Source organism: Cellulophaga sp. HaHaR_3_176 (assembly GCF_019021925.1).
In the GTDB taxonomy this organism is placed as follows: Bacteria; Bacteroidota; Bacteroidia; order Flavobacteriales; family Flavobacteriaceae; genus Cellulophaga.
Window position 1 is genome coordinate 1,242,926 of sequence record NZ_CP058990.1, and the last position, 24,133, is coordinate 1,267,058.

The window sequence follows — 24,133 nt, forward strand, 5'->3', positions numbered from 1 at the left end:
ATTTACAAGAACGTAGTTCTTGACATGTCTTAAAATAAAAAAGCCCAATATCTTTCGATATTGAGCTTTGCTCTAAGCGGAGAATGAGGGATTCGAACCCCCGGAGGTGTGACCCTCAACAGTTTTCAAGACTGCCGCATTCGACCACTCTGCCAATTCTCCTGAGTGCCTCATCAGGTATTCCCTGAATGCGGCTGCAAATATAAGAACCTTTTTTGAAAAAAATCAAAGTATTCTAAATTAATTTTATACTTTTTTTAAAACTTCTTTTCTTTTTAAGGTATCTATTTACCAATCAACTTCTTAAATGAAAAATATTTAAATAGGCTACCTTTGTAAATATTAAGTTATTAAATGATATTGTACTAGAAATAGAGGTAAAATGAATGTTTAAACACTTATTTTTAGATGTTTTAAGGATGGTTTAATTTTTTATTTGAATTATGGAAGAAGGTAGTGTTAGTAAGTTACAATGGCGTTATGCAGTTAAAAAATTTGACAGTCAAAAAATACTATCTGAAGCTAAACTAAACATATTAAAAGAGGCTTTTAACCTTACAGCTACATCATATGGTTTACAACCATTAAAATTGCTAGTGATAGGGAATAAGGAATTACAAGAATCTTTAGTAAAAAGCTCTTATGGACAAAGACAAGTAGCTGATGCATCGCATTTATTAGTTATTTGTACAGAAACTGAAATTAACGAACAGTTTATTACCTCATATTTTAAACTTGTAAAAAAAATACGAAATACTGAAGATGCTATTTTAAATCCTTTTAAAGAATTTCTTATATCTGATTTTTCTGCTAAAAATAAAGAGGAGATTGAAAATTGGGCAACAAAACAAGCTTATTTAGCACTTGGTAATTTATTAACAGTTTGTGCTTTAGAAGGTATTGATTCTTGTCCTATGGAAGGCTTTATACCCAATGCTTTTGATGAAGTACTTGATTTAAAAAGTAAAAATTTAAAATCTGTTTTATTACTTCCAGTAGGGTACAGGGCAGATGATGATATTTTTGCAGGTTTTGCTAAAGTTCGTAAAAGCTTAAACAATACAATTATTGATATGTAATTTTACATAATATTGTATAAAAAAAGGTTTGCAAAATTAAATGCAAACCTTTTTTTATAAATTATCTTGTTATTTTTAATAAGATACATGGTCTATAATTTCTAAACCATAACCTACAATACCTACACGTTTAGATTGAATGGTATTTGTAAGTAAACGTATTTTAGAAATGTTCAAATCATGTAATATTTGAGCACCAACACCAAAATCTTTAGCATCCATTTCAATTTTAGGAGCTTTTGTTTCTCCTTTTGATTGTAATTCTTTTAAAATAGATAGCCTATTTAATAAATTTAAAGATTCACTTTCTTGGTTTATAAATACAAAAGCACCTTTACCTTCTTTATTTATGGCATTAAACATATCTTCTAATTTCTTGTCAGGGTTATTTGTTAAAGTGCCTAATATATCATTGTTTATTAGAGTTGAGTTGATACGGGTAAGTATTTCATCTCCTTTTTTCCAAGTACCTTTACTTAGTGCTATATGTATTTGATCGTTAGTTGTTTGCTTATATGCACGTAATCTAAAATCTCCAAAGCGAGTAGTAATTGTAAAATCTTCTTTCTTTTCAATTAAACTATCATGCTCCATTCTATAAGCTACTAAATCTTCAATAGAAACTATTTTTAGATTGTGCTTTTTAGCTACTTCCATTAATTGAGGTAGGCGAGCCATAGAACCATCTTGGTTCATAATTTCTACAATTACACCGGCAGGTTTTAAACCAGCAAGCCGGGCAAAGTCAATTGCAGCTTCAGTATGCCCTGTTCTTCTTAAAACGCCACCTTCTTTAGCAACCAACGGAAAAATATGTCCAGGGCGTGATAATTCGTGTGGTTTTGTTTCATTATCGGTTAATGCGATAACTGTTTTAGACCTGTCTCCAGCAGAAATACCAGTAGTAACTCCTTTTCCTCTTAAATCTACAGATACTGTAAAAGCAGTTTCCATATGATCAGTATTGTTTACAACCATCATAGGTAGCCCTAAATCTCTACATCTACCTTCTGTTAAGGGAGCACAAATTAATCCACGGCCTTCTGTAGCCATAAAATTAATAACTTCAGGTGTAGCTAGCTCTGCTGCTGCAAGAAAATCACCTTCGTTTTCTCTGTTCTCATCATCAACAACGATAATAACTTTACCGTTTTTTATATCATTAATAGCTTCTTCTATAGAATTTAGATGCATACTACTTTTTGTTTTTTTGTTTAAAAAAAGATGTGATTTTTTTGAAAATATTTTTAAAGAATTGAGGTATTCCTCCTAAGTCTATTAAACCTTTATCTGCCGTGGCTCTTATCGTTAAGAAAATGCCTAATGGTAGCATTACAAGAGTAGAGGTCCAACCACCTAATACAGGGCTCATACTACCTTCTTTTGCATAATTTTCAGCAAAAACGCCTATAAAATAATAGGTTAAAAATAATAAGATTGCAATAATCATAGGTAAGCCAATTCCACCTTTTCTAATAATAGCACCTAATGGAGCGCCAACGAAAAATAATATGATACAAGATAATGCTAAAGCAAACTTTTTATGAAGAGATAAAATATGCAAGTTGTATATTTTAAAACGTCTATCTATTTCATTTTTTTTGCTATCTATCGAATTTACAATATTGGTAGTATTATTATGAGCGGCATTAATAATCTGATCTTGTTGGTAAACTTTAAATAAGTTTACAATATTTAAAGTATCTATAATTTTTTTTCGGAAAGCAATAGAATCATCACTTACATTCAACATTTTAGTTTTTGCTAAACTATCTGTGCTAGATAGTTTTTGAAAAGCACCCATTCGGTTATAAATACTCTTTGAAAAAGTTTTAACAACACTAATGTTATTTATTTTAATTGAATCAGCATCTTTAATTAACCTGAGTACGTTTTTCATCTTATCAGTAGTAACGTCTCTATCTTTTTCTAAATCAACATCTAATTTAGATATATCTTGATAAATGGTGTATACTTCAAAGCTAGACTTGGCAAAGGGTTGTTTGCGATTTTCAGTACTTTTTTTCTTAATAATCTCTTCGTAATAATTACCATCACGCAAAACTAGTTGTAAAATATCAGAACCTTCGCTACTGATAAGTTCGCCACTATTTGCTTTTATAACCGTATTATTAATTTTAGTTTTTGATTTTCTATGAATAACAACATTGTCAAGAAAGCGTTCTTTTTCGCCATATTTGCGATCTACTTTCATATTCATGTCTGTACCTTCTAAATCACTAAAAGCACCTTCAACAATAGCCGTAGAGGGTTTTACTTGACTGATGTTTTTTCTAAGATTGTATATTTTTTGTTCTGCGGCAGGAATAACACTATTTGCAAAATAGAAAACAACTAAGCCTAAAATCATTACAAAAACAATTAAGCTACGCATAGCTCGTTGTAACGATATTCCTGAGGCTTTCATTGCTGCAAACTCATAGTGCTCAGCAAACGAACCAAAAGTTAGAATAGAGGCAAGTAGTACTGTTAAAGGAAGTACTTTTTCCATTAAACTAGGCATTACATAAAATAAAAATTTAGCGATAATAAAAATATCTAAACCTTTACCTGCCAAATCATCTATAAATAACCAGATCGTTTGAAATAAGAAGATGAGCATCAATATTGCAAACGAACTGAAGAAGTTATAGGAAAAACTCTTTAAAATGTACTTGTCTAGAATTTTCAATTTCTTAATTTCTTATGATGTAGTACCCGTCGTTTTTATACTTAGATTCATCAAAAGTAAATAAGGTTTTTGATAAAGGCTGATTCGTTTTAAAAGAATTAACAGTGATGGTCGATTTTGTACCATTCTTACCTGTTTCAATTAATTTATAAATATGCTTTGTTTCAATATCAATACCTAATAATATAGATCTGATTTCAGAATTAGTATCCATAGGTATTAATTTTACAAACTGAATTTTTCTGCCTTGTATATTTTGAAGAATATCCATGTTGTAAGTATGACCTGTTTTATAAAAAGTAAGCATTTTTGATGGTGTAATTGTATTTTCATCAGTAGACTTATCCTCTATAGTTACTTCTTCATTTTCAGGTACAATAGTGTATACTTTATTGCCATCAAAAAGTTGTTTAGCGCCTAAATAGTTAAAAATATATTTATCGCCCTGCATGGTAACATCTCCTCTAGTTTCTTGGTTGATGTTTGCTTCTTCATTATTTAAAGCATATTTAAAATCAACAAAAATATTATCATAAGCTTTAACTTTAGTATAAACTTCGTCTAACAAAGTTTTTGCTTTTGAAGAATTTTGTGCCATAGAAAGGGCAGAAGTTAAAAAAGCTACTAAAACAATCAATTTTCTCATTTTCATTTTATTTTTTTTCATTACTTAATAACATATCTAGGGCTACCATATCAGGTACTAAAACTTGTCTTGCTTTACTACCTTCAAAAGAACCTACAATACCAGCAGCTTCTAATTGATCAATGATACGACCTGCTCGATTATAACCTAATTTTAATTTTCTTTGAATTAAAGATGCTGATCCTTGCTGTGCAATTACAATTACTTCAGCAGCATCTCTAAACAAAACATCTCTATCTGATATATTATAATCAATACTTGTGCCACTTTCTTCACCAACATATTCTGGTAATAAATGAGCATCTGGATAAGCTCTTTGAGAACCTATAAACTCTACAATTTTTGCTACTTCAGGAGTATCTACAAAAGCACATTGTATACGAGTGACATCGTTACCTTGTGTGTACAACATGTCACCTCTACCAATTAATTGATCTGCACCTTGCGCATCTAAAATTGTTCTTGAATCTATTTTAGAGGTTACTCTAAATGCAATTCTGGCGGGGAAGTTAGCTTTTATAATACCTGTAATAACGTTTACAGACGGTCTTTGTGTAGCAATAATTAAGTGAATACCGATTGCTCTGGCTAATTGTGCTAAACGTGCGATAGGTGTTTCTACTTCTTTACCAGCCGTCATAATTAGATCGGCAAACTCATCAATAACCAAAACAATGTACGGTAAAAACATGTGGCCATCGTTAGGGTTTAATTTTCTTGCTTTAAACTTGGTATTGTATTCTTTTAAATTACGTACTAATGCTAATTTTAGCAGTTCGTAACGGTTATCCATTTCAATACAAAGTGAGTTTAATGTGTGTATTACTTTTGTATTATCTGTAATAATAGCATCTTCAGAATCTGGTAATTTTGCTAAAAAGTGACGTTCAATTTTATTGAATAATGTAAGTTCAACCTTTTTAGGGTCGATTAATACAAATTTTACTTCAGCTGGGTGTTTTTTGTATAATAAAGATGTTAAAACAGCATTTAAACCAACAGATTTACCTTGCCCTGTAGCACCTGCCATTAACAAGTGAGGCATTTTTGCTAAATCGACTACGAATGTTTCATTACTAATCGTTTTACCGAACGCAATAGGTAGTTCCATCTCTGCTTTTTGAAATTTAGCAGATGTAATTACCGAACGCATAGAAACAATCGTTGAATTTTTGTTAGGTACTTCTATACCAATAGTTCCTTTGCCAGGTATTGGTGCAATAATACGAATACCTAATGCTGCAAGTGAAAGTGCTATATCATCTTCTAAATTTTTAATTTTAGAAATACGAACACCTGCTTCTGGTACAATTTCATATAAAGTAACTGTAGGACCTATGGTTGCTTTAATTTGTGCAATTCCAATTTTATAATTTTTTAAGGTATCTACAATCTTATTTTTATTTTCTTCTAATTCTTCTTGATTTATCGTAATACCACCTGTTACACCATGTTGATCAAGCAATTCTATGGTAGGAAATTTGTAGTTACCTAATTCTAAGGTAGGGTCGAACTCTCCATAATCCTCAACAAGTTTACTTGCTAAATTATCGGTAACTTCTGTTTCTTCAACAACTTTTTCGACTTCCATAGTAAGATTATCCATTTCAATGGATTCCTCTTCTTCGGGAACACTTATTTCAAAATCATTAGATACAACCTCTGGTTTTGGCTCAGGCTTAATATCAGGAATGTCTTTTTTATGAGTGTAAGTATCTACAACAGCTTGTTTCTCTTCTTTTTTAATAAGTGCTTCAATTTCTTCCTCACTGTAAGTTTCAGAAGATTCTGTGGTATTAAATTCAGAGGTTATATCTTTTTTCTTTTTGTTGAAATATTCGCTGGCCATTTCAGGCGTTAGTTTAAATAAGCGAACAAGTATAATTACCAACCCAAATAGCAGTAATAAAAAAACACCAACTTTACCAGCAAAATCTTGTAGAAAGTCATTCATTTCGTAACCGATAACTCCACCTAATAAAGGTCTTTTTTCTGCAAAAAAGCCAAGAGTAATCGATATCCAAATAATAAAAACTAATCCCCAAATCCACTTTCTTAAAAGTCCTTGCTTTTGCTGACTTAAAAAAAGTTGTAATCCGGTAATAAAAAAAAGAAAAGTAAATATAATAGATGCTAGCCCGAAGCCTTTGTACATGAAGAAGTGGCTAACGCTCGCACCAAATTTATTTAGTAAATTTTTAGCTTGCTGGTTTCGATCTGAAAATTCAGATAATAAGCTTTGATCGTCTTGCCAAGTGAAATAGAAAGAAATAAAAGAAAAGAACAAAGCGATGCTCAGAAGCATAATTAAGCTACCGAGTATAATTTTGTTTTGTTTTGATAATTTATAAGAACGGCTCTTTTTAGGAGCTGCTGCTTTTGAGCTTTTTGCCTTTTTTGCCATTAAATCTTGTATTCTTTGGGCTAAAATACGAATTTACCGATTAAGCTTTTGGTATTGTTTTTTTTAAAAAATTTTAGGAACGTAAATAATAAGTCCTATTATTATAGATGCAATAGATACGAACATAACAGCACCAGCAGCAATATCTTTTATAAACCCGATTTTTTCATCAAATTCGGGTTGTATAAAATCAGCTATTTTTTCTGCAGCAGTATTCATACCTTCCATTCCTAAAACCAATGCTACTGCAAAGATTTGTAAAATCCATTCAGTATTGGTAATATCAAAATAAAAACCTAGAATAGTCATAACTACGGCAATAAAAACTTGTATTTTAATACTAGCTTCTGTGCGTATTAAAAGAAAGGCTCCGCGAAGTGCGAAGCCTACACTTTTTATTCTATTTACTAAAAATGATTCCTTTTTAGGCATCCATTAAAGCTTCTAAAGCTGCTTTGTAGTTTGGTTCTTCAGTAGTTTCAGCAACTTGTTCTGTATAAATTACATTTCCTTCTTCATTTAAAACAACTACAGATCTAGAGTGTAGTGGAGCTAAAGGTCCGTCAGAAAATGATAAACCATATGTTGTACCGAAATTACCATCTTTAAAATCAGAAAGCATTTCTACATTTGAAATTCCTTCAGCACCACAAAAACGTGTTTGTGCAAATGGTAAATCTTTAGAAATACATAAAACAACTGTATTATCTAATTCAGCAGCTTCTGTATTAAATTGTCTAACCGATTGTGCACATGTGCCTGTATCAACACTAGGGAAGATGTTAAGCACTACTTTTTTACCTTTGTAGCTGTCTAAACTAGCTGGTGATAAATCGTTTTTTGTAAGTGAAAAACTAGGTGCTTTTGTACCAATTTCTGGTAAAGTACCTAATGTATGTATTTGATTTCCTTTTAATGTAACTGTTGCCATGATAATTCTATTTAATTCTGCGTGAAATTAAAAAATATATATGTGATATATAAGAATTAAGGATTTAAATTTTAGGAAATAAAAAAGTCTGTTTATTTAAATAAACAGACTTTTATAATAGGATAGTATATTTTTATTTATCTATAGAGCCCATAACTCTTTGCATAAAGTTATTTATGGCTTCTTTTTTAGGGGTACCTTCTTTTATAGATTTATGAACTTCAACAGCTCCGTACATATTAGAGATTAACTCTCCAATTACATCTAGTTCTTCATCTTTTAAAGAAGAAACTTCTGTTAAAGCTTCTAATGTTTCTATAGTTTCGATTACGTAATCTTCATCGTTTTCTTCGATAAAGTTAGTAAGGTGTTTAATTACTGGTAACTTCACTGATCAATTCTTTTAAAACATCATATTTATTTGTTTGTACTTGCTTTTTTAAAGTTCCTTTAGAAAAAGCGGCAAACGTAGGTAAATTATCTACATTGGCTAATTTTCTAGACTCAGGAAACTTTTCTGCATCAGCAATTACAAAAGTGATGTTCTCATTTGTAGTTGCTTCTTTTTTAAACTTAGGCTTCATAATACGGCAGTTACCACACCATGTAGCAGAATATTGAACCACAACATTATCGTTTTGGTTAATTATATCTTGTAAGTTATCTTGATCTAATTCTAAAATCATAAGATTTATTTTTTAAGTGAATATTAAAAAGTAACCTGCTTAAAAGCAGATTACTTTTTGAGCACTTTTAAAAGTGTAATTCTTAGTTTGCGTGAGAAGCTAAGTATGCAGCAGTACCTTTAGCATTTGCTTGCATAGCATCTTTTCCTTCTTCCCAGTTTGCAGGACAAACTTCACCTTTTTCTTGTACGTGAGTATAAGCATCAACTAAACGTAAATATTCGTTTACATTTCTACCTAATGGCATATGGTTGATACCTTCATGAAATACAGTACCTTCTTCATCAATTAAGTAAGTTGCTCTGTAAGTTACATTATCACCGTCAACAGTAACAACACCAGTTTCATCATCATACTGCTCATTAGTAATATCTAAAATACCTAATGTAGATGCTAAGTTTCTGTTGCTATCTGCTAATATTGGGTATGTAACACCTTCAATACCACCATTGTCTTTTGCAGTACTTAACCAAGCAAAATGTACTTCAGCAGTATCACAAGAAGCTCCGATTACAAGAGTATTTCTTTTTTCGAATTCACCTAATGCAGCTTGAAAAGCGTGTAATTCTGTAGGGCAAACAAATGTAAAATCTTTAGGGTACCAAAATAAAACTACTTTCTTGTTGTTTTTTTGTGCTTCTTCTAAAACATTTAGTTTAAAAGTATCTCCTAAATCGTTCATAGCATTAACGCTTAAATTTGGAAATTTTTTACCTACTATAGCCATATTATAAATTTTATTATTATTATTTTGAATAGCAAAATTAACACTTAACTCGCCTAATACAATTATAATGTATTAGAAAAATTGATGGTACGATAGTGTATAGTAATGGTGTGGTATTTTTTGATCTAATGCTTAGAAGTTGTTAATTATTACCTGATTTTTTTGCAGGTATCGCAATTAAAAGCTCTTATGTAAACTAAAACAGGGGTAACTTTTTTAAAAAGTAACCCCTGTTTTAGTTATATGATTGATATTTTATGACTCTACTTTTTTGGTTGTTACTAATTGCTTAATTTTTATATTAAAAGCAGCAAATAATAAAGTCATAAAAGGACTTAACCAGTTGAATATTGCATAAACAAAATATTCACCAACACCAACTCCTAAAACACCACTATGGTATGCACCACATGTATTCCAAGGTATAAGTACCGATGTTACGGTACCAGAATCTTCAAGGGTTCTACTTAAATTTTCAGGAGCTAATCCTTTTTCTTTATATGCTTTAGCAAACATTTTACCAGGCACTACTAAAGCTAAGTATTGATCAGAAGCTGTTACGTTTAATGCTAAACAACTAGCTACAGTACTTGCAAAAAGACTAAATGTACTTTCGGCCATACTTAATAAAGCACTACTTATTCTTGATAAGGCTCCTATACCGTCCATAATTCCGCCAAAAACCATAGCACATAATATAAGCCATATCGTGCCTAACATTCCAGACATTCCTTTTGAAGAAAACAAATCATTTAAAACTTCATTTTCAGTAGCTATTGAAGTGTTTACGGTTATAGCGTTTAAAACTCCTTTATAGGCAGACTCAAAAGTTAAAGCTTTTGCTCCTGTTATATTCATTACTATTTCAGGCTGAAAAATGATAGCAAAAACACCTCCTAAAAGTGTACCTATCAGCAATGCTAAAAGAGGTGGCGTTTTTTTAAGAATCATTAAAATAACAGTTACAGGAACAAGAAATAACCAAGGCGATATATTAAATGTAGCGTCAATAGAGTCTAAAATAGATTGTGTATCTGTATTTCCTGTGGTTTCTATATTTAAACCTATTATTATAAAAACAAATAATGTAATTGTAATTGTAGGTATTGTTGTGTAAAACATATATTTAATATGGGTGAATAACTCACCTCCTGCCATTGCAGGCGCTAAGTTTGTAGTATCACTTAAAGGAGACATTTTATCACCAAAATAAGCACCCGATAATATAGCACCTGCTGTCATACCTAATGATATACCTAAGGTTTCACCTATACCTATTAAAGCAATACCAACGGTTGCTGAAGTAGTCCAAGAACTTCCGGTAGCAACAGATATGATGGAACATATAATAACGCATGCGGCCAAAAATATAGTTGGATTTAATACTTGTAAGCCATAATAAATCATAGAAGGTATTATACCACTTACTAGCCATGTGCCTGATAAAGCACCAACCATAAGTAGTATTAATAAAGCACCAGTAGTAGATTTAACATTCTCTGCAACTTCAGACATCATTTGCTCGTACGATACTTTATTAAAAAAGCCAACAATAGCTGCTACAGCAGCGCCTAATAATAAAATAAATTGATTTGAACCACTAAGAGCATCGTCACCAAAAACAAAAACATTGTAAGCCAACATGGCTACTAAAATGATTACAGGGATTAAAGCTTCCCAAATACTTAATTCTTTGTTTTCTACAATATGTTCATTCTCAGGACCTGAAGGGTTAAAGCTTTGGTTTTGCATTAAGTATCTCTTAGTTATACTGTAATAATACGATTTTGACGGTTTTCATGCAAGAAATTATATACGGTATTTCTATTGTTACTTTTTTATGATTTTAAAATTTTTAAAGATACCATGCATTCTCTCATGATAGAATAGGTTCTTTCAATATCATTATCTAAACCTATTGAAAAACGAATTAAACCTTCTGATAGTCCCATTTTTTTTTGTTCATCTACAGGTATTTCAGAAGATGTAGAAGTGCCTGGTGCACTAAAAAGTGTTTTATAAAAGCCCAAGCTTACTGCTAAATAGCCAATATTTTTAGTTTGCATTAACTCCATTAAAGCATTTGCATTTTCTAAAGTGTCAACATTTAACGTTAATAGACCTCCGTAACCGTATTCAACATTTATTTGCTTAGCCATTATTTTATTCCCAGAATGAGAGTTTAAACCTGGATATGAAACTTTTAGGCCGTCATTTTCCATTTTTTTAGCTAAAAAATGAGCATTATCACTATGTTTTTTCATTCTGATATGAAGTGTACGCATATTTTTTAAAATAGAGGAAGCTCTTAAACTATCTAATGTACTCCCTAAAAGCATTGCTGCTCCACTGTTTACATCTTTTAAGCTTGAGCAAAAATCAATGGTACCACATACAACACCGGCAACACAATCGCTAGTGCCATTTATAAATTTTGTAAGACTGTGAATTACAATATCAGCACCTAGTTTTGTGGGAGTTATTGAAAGAGGTGAAAAAGTGTTATCGACAACTAAAGGAAGATTGTATTTTTTTGCAAGTTCAGAAAGTGCTTTTATATCTGCAACTTCTAAAAGAGGATTGCTGACAGCTTCACAATAAATCATTTTTGTGTTTTTCGTAATTGCTTTTTCAACAGTTTCAATACTTGTAGTATCAACAAAAGAAGTTTTAATATTAAATTTCTTTAAAAAGTTTTTCATAAAAGCATAAGTACCACCATAAATAGTTCGGCTACTCACAATATGATCATTTGCATCACATAATTGCAAAATAACAGAAGTTATAGCTCCCATACCACTAGCATAAACATTTGCTGATTCAGTATCTTCTAACGCGGCTAATGCCTCCCCTAAATATAAATTAGAAGGTGTAGAGTGTCTACTATATAAATAACAACCTTCTGTGTTACCTTCAAAAGTATCAAACATTGTTTTTGCAGATATAAAGGTATAGGTGGAAGAATCAGAAATAGAAGGGTTGACTCCTCCAAATTCTCCAAAATATTGTAAATCCTGTAAGTTATTTGCTGCCTTGTAGTCCATATATCTAAAGTATTAAGAATTTAAAAATATAGATATCATGTTAAATTATCAATATATGTTATTTTTAATAGTTTTTAAAACTACATAAGTATATTTATTTAGTTTTAAAAACTATAATGGTTTTTAAAATTGTATTTTTAATGAAAAATAATCTTTATGAATTTTGACGAAGTTGATATTAAGTTATTGAGTTTATTACAAGAAGATTGTAAAAAGACAACTAAAGAGTATGCCAATAAATTAAATTTATCAGTTACAGCGGTTTATGAGCGAATTAAGCGTTTAGAAAAAACAGAAGTTATTGATAAATATGTTGCTTTGATTAATAAGAAACAAGCAAATAAATCATTTACTGCTTTGTGTCATGTAAAATTGGTGCAGCACACAAAAGATTATGTTTCACGTTTTGAGAAGGAAGTGGTACAATTAAAGGAAGTAGTGGAATGTTACCATATAAGTGGTGATTATGATTACATTTTGAAAATACACGTAAGTGATATGGAAGAGTATAGAGAGTTTATGGTGTCTAAATTAACGGCAATTAGCCACATTGGTAGCACACAGAGTTCTTTTGTGATTACAGAAGTTAAGCATACCACATCTATACCTATTTAATGCAAATTAATAACATAAGTTTAGAACTTATGACGAGTTTAACTCAGAAATTAGTACTAATTTTGTTAAGTTTTTAAAATTAATTCAAAATTATGAGTTTATACGATGTAGTCGTTATCGGTTCAGGACCCGGAGGATATGTAGCAGCAATTCGTTGTGCGCAGTTAGGAATGAAAACTGCAATTATAGAAAAGTACTCAACTTTAGGAGGTACTTGTTTAAATGTTGGTTGTATACCATCAAAAGCATTATTAGATTCGTCTCACCATTACGAAGATGCAGTGAAGCATTTTGAAGAGCATGGAATTGAAATTCCTGGTGAAATTAAGGTGAATTTAGAAAAAATGATTTCTCGTAAAGCAAATGTGGTTGATATGACTACAAAGGGAATCAATTTTTTAATGGATAAAAATAAGATTGATGTTTTTGAAGGTGTTGGTAGTTTTAAAGATGCTACACACATAGATATCAAAAAAAATGATGGTAAAACAGAAACTATTGAAGCTAAAAATACAATTATAGCTACAGGTTCTAAGCCGTCAACCTTACCATTTATTAAATTAGATAAAGAAAGAGTAATTACATCTACAGAGGCTTTAAAGCTAAAAGAAATACCAAAACATATGATTGTTATTGGTGGTGGTGTAATTGGTTTAGAGTTAGGTCAAGTATATAAAAGATTAGGAGCAGAAGTTACTGTCGTTGAATTTATGGATCGTATTATTCCAGGTATGGATGGTGCGCTTTCTAAAGAATTGATGAAAGTAATGAAAAAGCAAAAAATAAAATTTCAGCTTTCTCATAAAGTAAAATCTGTTGAGCGTAATGGCGATGAAGTAATTGTAAAAGCGGATAATAAAAAAGGTGAAGAAGTTACTTTTACTGGTGATTATTGTTTGGTAGCAGTTGGACGTCACGCTTATACTGATGGCTTAAATTTAGAAGCTGCAGGTGTAAAAATGGAAGAAAGAGGAAGAATAGCAGTAAATGATCATTTACAAACAAATGTTTCAAATATTTACGCTATTGGTGATGTTATTAAAGGTGCTATGTTAGCCCATAAAGCTGAAGAAGAAGGTACTTTAGTAGCTGAAATACTTGATGGTCAAAAACCACATATTGATTACAACTTGATACCTGGTGTAGTTTATACATGGCCAGAAGTTGCAGCTGTTGGTAAAACTGAAGAGCAATTGAAAGAAGCTGGTATTGAATATAAATCAGGATCTTTTCCAATGCGTGCCTTAGGTAGATCAAGAGCAAGTGGAGACACTGATGGATTTGTTAAAATATTAGCAGATAAAAATACAGATGAAGTTTTAGGTGTACATATGATTGGAGCTCGTGTTGCAGATTTAATTGCAGAAGGAGTAACAGCAATGGAATTTAGGGCTTCAGCAGAAGATATTTCTCGTATGAGTCATGCGCACCCTACATATGCAGAAGCTATAAAAGAAGCAGCATTAGCTGCAACAGCAGATAGAGCGTTACACGCATAAGGTAACTTTCTTAAATTAAAGCCTATTAAATTCATATTTAATTTAATAGGCTTTTTTTTAGATGATAATAAATAATCTCAAAATAACTAAATTTTAGTACTAAAAAAGCCATCTTTAAAAGATGGCTTTTTTTTATATTAATTTTTGTGGCTACCGTCGCAATAAGGCGGGTTGCTAGTTAGTTTGCAAGTACATAAATGTGCTGTTTTAGCTTCATCAGAAGAAAAGCGCATTGGTGGTGTTGCATTCTGTGCTTTATGTGATCCATCACAAAAAGGTTGGTTTGTACTGTGGTTACAAGTACACCAGCTATAATTTTTATCTTTCTCAAGTTCAACCGCAATTGGAGAGAATTTTTTATCACTCATATCTATAATTATATTTAAAAAGTGAAGATATGTGAAACAAAGTTATATTTTGAATGGGAAGGCTAATCCTTAACTAATCTAAATAACTTTAAGGCACTATGTTTAGCCTTAGATAGGTATTGTTTAGTTAATTTAAAAGTAAAAACTAACCAAGGCTCAGAGCCTTCTTTAAATTCTTCGATGATTGAATTAATGTTAGATTTTATAACTACTTTTTTATTTTCGTAAATTAATGCTAAAGAGGTAGATGTAATTATAAACACTATTGCGCCTGGTATCACAATTGATGGTGATAAGGTGTGATTTAAAAAATAATAAAAACCAACACCAATAAAGCTACCGTATAAAAGTATGTAATGAACTATATAGATAGACAATGTGCTTTGTCCTATTTTTAATAGAGTAGGGTTGCTGAAAAAGTTTCTAAGTAACATAAATACAGCAAAAACTAAAAAAACATCTCCTAATCTAATAAATAGGTAGTTGTTAAAAAATAAGTCAGCAAACACTTGAACATTGGTTGTTCTAGCTAAATTTAAAAATAAATCAGAAGATTTTAAAAGTAAGCCTAATCCAATAATTATTGCTGTTGTAATAGCTATAGGGTAAAGGTATTTATAGTTTTTAAATTTGTTAAAAATTATAGATAAAAAAGCTCCACAAGTGGCGTAACCAAACCAAGGAAATATAGTAAATACAGAGCCATTTGCTTTTGTAAAATAATTGGCTAATGATTCAGGTAAATATGCATGTGTTAACTGCTTATAGTTAGGTTCAAAAATAAATAACAATAATGTAATTGATATAAGTATTACAGGAAATAGCTTCTTGAAATTTGTAGTTAATACATATAAAAAAATAATACCTAGTAACGAAAATCCGATACAGTGTAATACATCTACAAAATAAAAGGAATCATAAATTTGCCCAATTAAAAGGCCCCATATATTTAATCGCAATAGATAGCCGATAAGAATAAGTTGCACCCCTCTTTTAATGCCTTTGGAAACTCTAGGGTTGTCAAAACCAGTTTTATCGCCCTTAATAAGTAAAAAAGTAAATATAAAGCCAGATACAGTAAAAAAAACAGGAGCAGTAATACCTCTAAAATATTCCCAAATAGAATAGAATAGATTAGAATGATCTCTAAAAGCAGGGTTTAATAGCCCATCTATAAAATGCCCTTGTAGCATCATCAAGATAGCCCACGCACGCATTGCGTCAATAAAGTATAATCTGTTGCTTTTGCTTATCATTTAACTTACTAAATATATTGTATATACTTGTAAAACAGTCTCTTTGGATTTTCACCATAGCAAAATTAGATAAAATTAGTTCATATACGCACTTTTTAGGGTATTTTCGTTGTAATAATAAAATTTAACAGTTATGGCAACAATATTAGCATTTGCGGGAAGTAATTCTTCAACTTCTATCAATTACAAATTAGTAAATCATACTATCGACTTAGTAAAAGAACATGATTGTAAGCTGATTAATTTGGCAAATTACCCTTTTCCAATGTATAGTCATGATGAAGAAAAAGATAAAGGTTTTATAAACTCTTTAATAGAGCTTAAAGATTATTTTATAGATGCTGATGCTATTATACTATCTGTAAACGAACATAATGGTGGACCTTCAGCTTATTTTAAAAATGTTTTAGATTGGATTTCTAGGGTTGATATAAAATTCTTAGCAGATAAGAAAATTTTCTTAATGGCTACGTCACCAGGTAAAAGAGGTGCTATAGGGGCTTTAGAAAGTATCGAAAAATTATTGCCAAGATTTGGGGGAGAAGTGGTTTCTACATTCTCATTACCTTCTTTTGATGCTAATTTTAGTGAAGCGAATGGTATTAGCGATGCAGTATTAGCCAAACAACATCAAAATGAATTAAGCGATTTTTTATCTAAATTATAATAAGCATTGCGAAAAAAAGTTTCTTTTCCTATTGAAGGAGGTGATTATAAAAAAGCACTTTTACGATGGGCTCAACAATTTTACGAAGTAGCTTGGTTAGACAGTAACGAGCATTCATCAAAATATAGCACATATGAAGCTATTTTAGCTGTAGATGCTTTAACGGCTATTAAAACAGATACTAGTAATGCATTTGATGACCTTAAGGTGTACCAGTCGGAAACTAAAGATTGGATTTTTGGATATTTAACTTACGATTTAAAAAATAATGTAGAGAGGCTTTCTTCTAAAAATTTTGATGGAATTGAGTTTCCTGATTTGTATTTTTTTCAGCCTAAAAAAATTATACGAATATTAGAAAATACCATAGAGTTTGACTATTTATTAATGGTTGATGATGAGCTAGAAAGTGATTATAAAGAGATTTTTGAATACGCATTCGATGCTCGGAAAAAAGAAGTAAAAACTAATAAAAAAAATGTAGCTATTAAAATGCGAATCTTTAAAGATGAGTATTTTAAACAGGTAACTAAAATGTTAGATTATATTCATAAAGGTGCTGTGTATGAATCTAACTTTTGTCAAGAGTTTTATATTGAAAATCAAGAAATTAAACCTTTAGAGGTGTATAATAGGTTAAACTCTATTTCAACGCCTCCTTTTGCTTCTTTTTTTAAATTAGATGATAAATATTTACTGTGTGCATCACCAGAAAGGTATATAAAAAAAGAAGGTGTTAAGGTGATTTCTCAACCTATAAAAGGCACTGCAAAAAGATCAAAAAAGCTTGAAGAAGATGAGCAATTAAAATACAATTTAGAGCACGATCAGAAAGAGCGTGCAGAGAATATTATGATTGTAGATTTAGTTAGGAATGATCTTTCTAAAAGTGCAACAAAAGGATCTGTTGAAGTAGAAGAGCTATGTAAGATATATAGTTTTGATCAAGTACATCAAATGATTTCTACAGTAGTTGCTGAAGTTAAAAAAGATAAAAATCCTGTTGATATTATTAGAGACACGTTTCCTATGGGAAGTATGACTGGAGCACCCAAAGTATCAGCAATGACCATTATTGAGGAGCTAGAGGCTTTTAAAAGAGGTTTGTACAGTGGCTCAGTTGGTTATTTTTCACCAGAAGGAGATTTTGATTTTAACGTAGTTATAAGAAGTATTTTATACAACGCCTCTAAAAAATACGTTTCATTTTCAGTAGGTAGTGCTATTACTTCAAAATCAACACCAGAATTTGAATACCAAGAGTGCTTATTGAAAGCAAAAGCAATGCGTGAAGTGCTTGAATAGTTTTTCTTTTTTAACTTATCTATTTTTGTAATTGTGTTAGAAGAATTTAAAAAACATATCGATATTAATTTCAATAATCTAAAAGAGAATCATTTTCTTTTAGCTTGTAGCGGTGGGGTAGATAGTGTTGTTTTGGTGTATTTATGTAGAGCTTTAAATTTGAATTTTTCTATAGCTCATTGTAATTTTCAATTACGCGAAAAGGAAAGCGATATTGATGAAGATTTTGTTAGAAAATTAGCTAAAAAACAAAATGTAGGAATCCATGTAACTAAATTTAAAACAGTTGATTACATGAATTTAAATAAAGTAACACTGCAAGTAGGAGCTCGTGAATTGCGATATGATTGGTTCAATAAAATCATGGCAAAATATGATATTCCAACTCTTGTAACAGCGCATCATTCTGATGATAATCTAGAGACGTTTATTATAAATCTCTCACGTGGTACAGGTGTAGAAGGGTTAACAAGTATTCCTGAAAAAACAGGTTTCATTTCAAGACCATTATTATATTTTTCTCAAGACCAAATTTTAGCTTACGCTAAAGAAAATGCTATTGAGTGGCGGGAAGATAAATCAAATCAAGAAACAAAATATCTACGAAATAAAATACGTCATAAAATTGTTCCGTTATTAAAAGAATTACATCCTACGTTTTTGAGAAATTTTTCAAATACACAGTCTTATTTAGGCGAAACAGCACAGGTTTTAGAACAGGAAATAAAAAAAGCAAAAGCATTTCATTTCATTAAAGAAGGTGCTATTACAAAAATTAATATTGAAAGCTTAAATAATTTAAACCCGAAACAAACCTATATCTACCATTTTTTTAAAGAATATGGTTTTGTTGATGTGCAAGCGGTTATCGATTTAATGGCTGCAATGACAGGGAAGGAGCTATTGTCTAGCACGCACCGTTTGTTAAAAGATAGAAATTATTTATTATTACAAGAGCTTTCTGTTGAAGGTTCTGAAGTCTATTTTATTCAAGAAGGAGAAAAAGAAATTGAAATACCAGTTCAATTAAAAATTGAATTAATATCGAATGTAGTTACAGTAGATTTAAATACAATTTATACAGATGTTTCCAGCTTAAAATTTCCTTTAATTGTAAGAAAATGGAAATTTGGCGACTATTTTCATCCATTTGGAATGAAAGGAGTTAAAAAACTAAGTAAGTTCTATAAAGACGAAAAGTATAGCAGAATAGCCAAAGAAGAACAATGGTTATTATGTTCAGAAGATAATATTGTTTGGGTTATTGGTAAACGTTTTGATAACAGATTTAGAGTAACAAACCAGACAAAAAACATATTAAAATTTACAGTAAAATAATGAATAAGGCAATCGTATTAATATTCACACTCGTATTGAGTTTTATTGGTTTTTCACAAACCGAAGAAGAGCCCGTTCTTTGGACTCAAGAGTTGCATCAAATATCAGATACTGAGTTTGATTTAATTATAAAGGCTGATATTTTAAAAGATTGGCATGTGTACTCTCAGTTTACAGCAGAAGGTGGCTCACAACCTAGTGAGTTTATTTTTGAAAAAGTTGGCGAAGAAATTGAGCTATTAGGTAAAACTAAAGAAAGCGAAACAGTAACAGAGTTTAGTGAAATTTTTGAAGTTGATGAAACATATTTTAAAAACCACTTAACTTTTACTCAAAAAATTAAAATATTAGATGCTAACGTGAACCTTGTTAAGGTTCTTTTGTATTACCAAGTATGTAAAGATGTTTGCATACCAGGTGAACAAGAGTTTATTTTTGCACTAGATGGTGGTCCTGTAAATTTAGAAGAAAAGACAATTGATGAACGTAGTGCTATTTTAAGCGAGGCACTGATACTAGATTTAAAAAACAAGGACTTGTTAACCGATGGTTTAGAAGATACTGTAGATGGAGGTTCTAGTCTTTGGATGATTTTTGGATTAGGTTTTTTAGGAGGACTTATAGCTTTGCTTACTCCTTGTGTTTTTCCAATGATACCTTTAACCGTTTCGTTTTTCACAAAACAGTCAGGTACTAAAAGTAAGGGGGTTACGAATGCTCTTCTATATGGTTTCTTTATAGTTTTAATTTACTTTTTATTGAGTTTACCATTCCATTTATTCGATTCTGTAGACTCTCAAATACTAAATACAATAGCTACTAATGTTTGGTTAAATGTTATTTTCTTTATCGTATTTGTCTTTTTTGCATTTTCATTTTTTGGCTATTATGAATTAACCTTACCTAGTTCTTGGGCTAATAAAATGGATAGCGCTTCTTCAAGTGCGGGTGGTGTAATTGGTATATTTTTTATGGCAGTAACCTTAGCTATCGTTTCATTTTCATGTACAGGTCCAATATTAGGTGGTCTTTTAGGGAGCACAGCCTTAGCAGATGGCGATGTGGCAACTAACTTATCGACAGGGATGCTTGGTTTTGGAGTGGCTTTAGCTTTACCATTTGCTCTTTTTGCATTATTCCCAGCATGGTTAAATTCTTTGCCAAAATCTGGTGGATGGATGACAACAGTTAAAGTGGTATTAGGTTTCTTAGAACTTGCGCTAGCATTAAAATTCTTATCAAATGCTGATTTAGTTGGTAATTGGGGTTTCTTAAAACGTGAGTTGTTTATTGGTGTTTGGGTGGTTTTATTCTTATTGCTGACACTATATTTAATGGGAATTATTCGTTTTCCACATGATGGCCCTAAACAAAAATTAGCTCCTGTTAGAAAAATATTAGCTTTAATAAGCGCTGGTTTTGTTATATATCTTGTTTTAGGATTAGTTAAAGTGGTTAATTTAAAATTACTTAGTGGTTTTCCACCTCCTGAGTTTTACAGTTTAGTAGAGCAAGAAAATGATTGTCCGTTAGGGGTAACTTGCTTTAAAGATTTTGAAGATGGCGTTACTTATGCTAAAGAGGTAAATAAACCTATTTTATTAGATTTTACTGGTTGGGCGTGTGTTAACTGCCGAAAAATGGAAGAGAATGTTTGGAGTGAGCCAGATATTTATCCAATATTAAAAGATGATTACATATTAATTTCTCTTTATATTGATGACAGAAAAGAACTACCAGAATTAGAACAATTCGACTTTAAATATGAAACTGGCCGTGTAAAAACAATTGAAACAGTAGGGCAGAAATGGGGAACTTTTCAGACTTTAAATTTTAATGCAGCCTCTCAGCCTTATTATGTTTTATTGTCACCAGAATTAGAAGTTTTAAATTCTTCAATACAATATACAGATGCAGAGACTTACAAAGCATGGCTACTGAAAGGCTTGAAGAATTTTAAAAAGTAAAAATATTTGGTATGGAAAATTTTATGTTGCTTAAAAATCCAAAAGTAGATACTATTTTCAATGCATACCCTGAACATATAAAACCTAAAATTGAAGCTCTTAGAAAACTTATTTTAGAAGTAGCTAACGAGCTTGAAAGTGTGCAAAAAATAGAAGAAACCTTAAAATGGGGCGAACCTAGCTATATCGCTAAAAAAGGGAGTACAATTCGTATAGATTGGAAAGAGAAAACTCCAGAGCAATACGCGATGTATTTTAAATGCACTAGTAAATTGGTAACTACTTTTAAAGAGGTTTATGGTAGTACATTTAAGTATGAAGGCAATAGAGCAATAGTTTTTAATCTGGAAGATGTTGTTCCGAATAAAGAATTAAAACGTTGTATAAAAGCTGCATTACTATATCATACCATAAAACAATTACCAACTTTAGGCATCTAATTTTTAGATTTCATTTTCAACTTCTTTTGTTCTTTATATCTTATCTTTCTTGTAAAATAATTTTGCTTTGAAAAGAATTAAAAAAATATCTCTTGTTTTATTCGTTGTTCTTGGTGTTATAGCTATTGGTATATTCATTTTTATACAAACACTAAAGCCAAAGTATGATGGTGAACTTCAATTACCTGAACTTGAAAGTGAAGTAGAAATTTATTTTGATACTTATGGAATACCTCATATTTATGGACAATCAGAAGAAGACGCTTATAGAGCTTTAGGCTATGTACATGCGCAAGATCGACTATGGCAAATGGAATTACTTCGAAGAATTGGTAGGGGCGGACTATCAGAAGTATTCGGAAAAGATTTAGTTTCTACTGATAAGTTTTTATTAAGCTTGGGTATTGATGAAGCATCGGAAGAGACAGTGAAAAACTTGGACATTAATTCAGAAACTGTAAAATTTACACAAGCTTACTTAGATGGTATCAACGCTTTTATTGAAGAAGGGCCAACACCTGTAGAATTTTATTTAACTGGTGTTGAAAAAAAACCTTTTATACTTAAAGACGTATATAATACCATTGGTTATATGGCTTTCAGCTTTGCAATGGCACATAAAACAGACCCTTTAATGTCTAATATTAAAGATAAATTGGGGTATGAATATTTACAAGATTTAGAAATTGATATAGATTTTAATTTAGAATCTATTAAAAATTTTGACACTCAAAATTCTACTGATATTAAAAACACAGTATCTGAAGTAGCATTCTCTACTTTAAAAAAATTACCTGTGCCTATGTTTGAGGGCAGTAATAGCTGGGTAATTTCTCCATCGAAAACTAAAAATGGGAAAGTGATTTTTGCCAACGATCCACATATTGGTTTTTCTCAACCCTCAATCTGGTATGAGGCACATGTGGTAACACCAACGTATGAAAAATACGGGTATTATTTAGCTGGAGTTCCTTTTCCGCTTTTAGGTCATGATAAAAATATTGCATACGGACTTACCATGTTTGAAAACGACGATATTGATTTTTATTATGAAGAATTGCATTCGTCTGACACAACAAAATATAAATACAAAGGTGAATGGAAAGATATTGAAATAGTACAAAAAACAATAAAAGTAAAAGACTCTCAGGATGTTAATTTTAGCTATAAAAAAACGATTCACGGCCCTGTAATGAATGGTATTGCTGAACAAATAACCGGAAATCGACCGATAGCGATGTCTTGGATTTACACAAAACTAGAAAACAATACCTTAAATGCGTTTAATGGTGTCATACACGCTAAAAATACAGATGATTTTAAAAAATCGTTAGCTGGTATTCATGCACCCGGGTTAAATATTATGTATGGTGATGCAAAAGGTAATGTAGCTTGGTTTGCTACGGCACAATTATATCAAATGCCTGATAGTATCAATACCAAGTTTGTGTTAAATGGGAGTTCTGGTAATGAAGAGCCGTTAAAATATTTAAATTTTTCAGAGAATCCACATGCTATTAATCCTGATTGGAATTATGTGTATTCGGCAAATAATCAATCTGATTCTATTAATGGAAAAATATACCCAGGTTATTATTTACCAGAAAATAGAGCGAAGAGAATAGTTACTTTATTAGATGCTAAAAATGATTGGGATAAAGAGGCTGTTGGTGAAATGATTAATGATGTTACATCAGAAACAAACCCTTTAATTGTAGAGAATTTAACGAATTTGATTTCTAAAGATGGATTAACTAAAAATCAAAAAAAATTGATTTCTAAATTAAAAAAATGGAATGGAGAAGCTACTATTAATAGTGTTGAATCTACTTTTTTTCATAGATGGGTGTATTTTTTCTTGAAAGAAACCTTTAATGATGAGCTAGGTGATGATTATTTTGATCAATTAATGAAAACAAGTGTTTTGAAAAGAACAATTGCGCCAATGGCAAGTAAAACATCATCTATTTGGTGGGATAACTCTACAACAGAAAGTGTAGAGACAAAATCAGATATTATTAATAGTTCCTTTAAAAAAGCCTTTGAAACGTTAGAAGCTTCTTTAGGTACAGACTACAAGCAATGGACGTGGGGTAAAGTTCATACTTTAGAACACGAACACCCTATAGGTAAAGTAGACGCTTTACGTTCTTTTTTTAATGTAGGTCCATTTCCTGTTAACGGAACCCGAGAGGTAATTAATAATATGTTATTTGATTATACCGAAGATGGTATTTATACAGTAAAAACAGGACCGTCTACACGTAGGGTAATCGATTTCTCTGATATAGAAAATAGCATTAGTATTTTGCCAACGGGGCAATCAGGTAATCCATTTAGTCCTCATTATAAAGATCAAGCCCAAATGTATATTAATGGCGAGTTTAGAAAAATGATGATGAATGAAGAAGAGATAAAAAACACAGCTAGTTCTGTTTTAAGAATAAGAAAGAAATAAGGTTACTTTTA

Annotated in this window: 22 protein-coding genes and 1 tRNA gene; 9 read left to right on the forward strand and 14 right to left on the reverse strand. The window is 30.9% G+C overall.

Annotated elements, in window-relative coordinates:
* Positions 1–77: 77 nt before the first annotated feature.
* Positions 78–162, reverse strand: a tRNA-Ser gene (locus H0I23_RS05235).
* Positions 163–443: 281 nt separating this feature from the next.
* Here H0I23_RS05235 and H0I23_RS05240 point away from each other — a divergent pair.
* The gene (locus H0I23_RS05240) at positions 444–1,079 is read left to right on the forward strand and encodes an NAD(P)H-dependent oxidoreductase (protein WP_216785404.1); all 636 of its coding nucleotides are present in this window, start codon (positions 444–446) and stop codon (positions 1,077–1,079) included.
* 75 nt (positions 1,080–1,154) lie between these two features.
* On the opposite strand, the gene ribB is transcribed toward H0I23_RS05240, so the two are convergent.
* The 11 genes from ribB to H0I23_RS05295 form a co-directional block, all read right to left on the reverse strand.
* Positions 1,155–2,273 (reverse strand): 3,4-dihydroxy-2-butanone-4-phosphate synthase, encoded by a 1,119-nt coding sequence (gene ribB, locus H0I23_RS05245; protein ID WP_216785405.1) that lies wholly within the window; start codon positions 2,271–2,273, stop codon positions 1,155–1,157.
* 1 nt (position 2,274) lies between these two features.
* The gene (locus tag H0I23_RS05250) at positions 2,275–3,702 is read right to left on the reverse strand and encodes an LptF/LptG family permease (RefSeq protein WP_254073658.1); all 1,428 of its coding nucleotides are present in this window, start codon (positions 3,700–3,702) and stop codon (positions 2,275–2,277) included.
* Between the two features lie 73 nt (positions 3,703–3,775).
* Positions 3,776–4,417: an outer membrane lipoprotein carrier protein LolA gene (locus H0I23_RS05255; protein ID WP_216785407.1), complete on the reverse strand. Its 642-nt coding sequence runs from the start codon at positions 4,415–4,417 to the stop codon at positions 3,776–3,778.
* A gap of 7 nt (positions 4,418–4,424) precedes the next feature.
* The gene (locus H0I23_RS05260) at positions 4,425–6,821 is read right to left on the reverse strand and encodes a DNA translocase FtsK (protein ID WP_216785408.1); all 2,397 of its coding nucleotides are present in this window, start codon (positions 6,819–6,821) and stop codon (positions 4,425–4,427) included.
* 63 nt (positions 6,822–6,884) lie between these two features.
* Positions 6,885–7,253: a diacylglycerol kinase gene (locus H0I23_RS05265; RefSeq protein ID WP_216785409.1), complete on the reverse strand. Its 369-nt coding sequence runs from the start codon at positions 7,251–7,253 to the stop codon at positions 6,885–6,887.
* Positions 7,246–7,752 carry a thiol peroxidase gene (gene tpx / locus H0I23_RS05270; protein WP_216785410.1) on the reverse strand — a complete coding sequence of 169 codons (507 nt, stop codon included), beginning with the start codon at positions 7,750–7,752 and terminating at the stop codon, positions 7,246–7,248. Before tpx ends, H0I23_RS05265 begins: the two co-directional genes overlap by 8 nt.
* 133 nt (positions 7,753–7,885) lie before the next feature.
* The gene (locus H0I23_RS05275) at positions 7,886–8,143 is read right to left on the reverse strand and encodes a hypothetical protein (RefSeq protein WP_216785411.1); all 258 of its coding nucleotides are present in this window, start codon (positions 8,141–8,143) and stop codon (positions 7,886–7,888) included.
* The gene (locus tag H0I23_RS05280; protein WP_216785412.1) at positions 8,124–8,438 is read right to left on the reverse strand and encodes a co-chaperone YbbN; all 315 of its coding nucleotides are present in this window, start codon (positions 8,436–8,438) and stop codon (positions 8,124–8,126) included. The genes H0I23_RS05275 and H0I23_RS05280 overlap by 20 nt, the downstream gene beginning before the upstream one ends.
* Before the next feature lie 82 nt (positions 8,439–8,520).
* The gene (locus H0I23_RS05285; protein WP_216785413.1) at positions 8,521–9,165 is read right to left on the reverse strand and encodes a peroxiredoxin; all 645 of its coding nucleotides are present in this window, start codon (positions 9,163–9,165) and stop codon (positions 8,521–8,523) included.
* 255 nt (positions 9,166–9,420) lie between these two features.
* A complete protein-coding gene (gene nhaC, locus H0I23_RS05290; protein ID WP_216785414.1) occupies positions 9,421–10,917 on the reverse strand; it encodes a Na+/H+ antiporter NhaC in 1,497 nt (498 codons plus the stop codon).
* 86 nt (positions 10,918–11,003) lie between these two features.
* A complete protein-coding gene (locus H0I23_RS05295) occupies positions 11,004–12,209 on the reverse strand; it encodes an aminotransferase class I/II-fold pyridoxal phosphate-dependent enzyme (protein ID WP_216785415.1) in 1,206 nt (401 codons plus the stop codon).
* Positions 12,210–12,365: 156 nt separating this feature from the next.
* Here H0I23_RS05295 and H0I23_RS05300 point away from each other — a divergent pair, with 156 nt between their 5' ends.
* Both H0I23_RS05300 and lpdA read left to right on the forward strand, forming a co-directional pair.
* Entirely contained in the window at positions 12,366–12,824 is a 459-nt protein-coding gene (locus tag H0I23_RS05300; protein ID WP_216785416.1) for an Lrp/AsnC family transcriptional regulator, read from the forward strand.
* Between the two features lie 92 nt (positions 12,825–12,916).
* Complete coding sequence (gene lpdA, locus H0I23_RS05305) at positions 12,917–14,323, forward strand: dihydrolipoyl dehydrogenase (RefSeq protein ID WP_216785417.1); 1,407 nt, start codon at positions 12,917–12,919, stop codon at positions 14,321–14,323.
* A 137-nt stretch (positions 14,324–14,460) separates the two neighbouring features.
* On the opposite strand, the gene H0I23_RS05310 is transcribed toward lpdA, so the two are convergent.
* Both H0I23_RS05310 and H0I23_RS05315 read right to left on the reverse strand, forming a co-directional pair.
* Positions 14,461–14,691, reverse strand: coding sequence for a CDGSH iron-sulfur domain-containing protein (locus tag H0I23_RS05310; RefSeq protein WP_216785418.1), 231 nt, complete (start codon positions 14,689–14,691; stop codon positions 14,461–14,463).
* Positions 14,692–14,753: 62 nt separating this feature from the next.
* Positions 14,754–15,947 carry a heparan-alpha-glucosaminide N-acetyltransferase domain-containing protein gene (locus H0I23_RS05315; RefSeq protein WP_216785419.1) on the reverse strand — a complete coding sequence of 398 codons (1,194 nt, stop codon included), beginning with the start codon at positions 15,945–15,947 and terminating at the stop codon, positions 14,754–14,756.
* A 133-nt stretch (positions 15,948–16,080) separates the two neighbouring features.
* Here H0I23_RS05315 and H0I23_RS05320 point away from each other — a divergent pair, with 133 nt between their 5' ends.
* The 6 genes from H0I23_RS05320 (at position 16,081) to H0I23_RS05345 (ending at position 24,122) form a co-directional block, all read left to right on the forward strand.
* Positions 16,081–16,614: an NADPH-dependent FMN reductase gene (locus tag H0I23_RS05320; protein ID WP_216785420.1), complete on the forward strand. Its 534-nt coding sequence runs from the start codon at positions 16,081–16,083 to the stop codon at positions 16,612–16,614.
* A 6-nt stretch (positions 16,615–16,620) separates the two neighbouring features.
* Positions 16,621–17,919 (forward strand): anthranilate synthase component I family protein, encoded by a 1,299-nt coding sequence (locus H0I23_RS05325; RefSeq protein WP_216785421.1) that lies wholly within the window; start codon positions 16,621–16,623, stop codon positions 17,917–17,919.
* 33 nt (positions 17,920–17,952) lie between these two features.
* Positions 17,953–19,257 (forward strand): tRNA lysidine(34) synthetase TilS, encoded by a 1,305-nt coding sequence (gene tilS, locus H0I23_RS05330; RefSeq protein ID WP_216785422.1) that lies wholly within the window; start codon positions 17,953–17,955, stop codon positions 19,255–19,257.
* The gene (locus H0I23_RS05335; protein ID WP_216785423.1) at positions 19,257–21,224 is read left to right on the forward strand and encodes a thioredoxin family protein; all 1,968 of its coding nucleotides are present in this window, start codon (positions 19,257–19,259) and stop codon (positions 21,222–21,224) included. The genes tilS and H0I23_RS05335 overlap by 1 nt, the downstream gene beginning before the upstream one ends.
* An 11-nt stretch (positions 21,225–21,235) precedes the next feature.
* Positions 21,236–21,664 (forward strand): DUF1801 domain-containing protein, encoded by a 429-nt coding sequence (locus tag H0I23_RS05340; protein WP_216785424.1) that lies wholly within the window; start codon positions 21,236–21,238, stop codon positions 21,662–21,664.
* A 67-nt stretch (positions 21,665–21,731) separates the two neighbouring features.
* Complete coding sequence (locus H0I23_RS05345; protein WP_216785425.1) at positions 21,732–24,122, forward strand: penicillin acylase family protein; 2,391 nt, start codon at positions 21,732–21,734, stop codon at positions 24,120–24,122.
* Positions 24,123–24,133 lie beyond the last annotated feature (11 nt).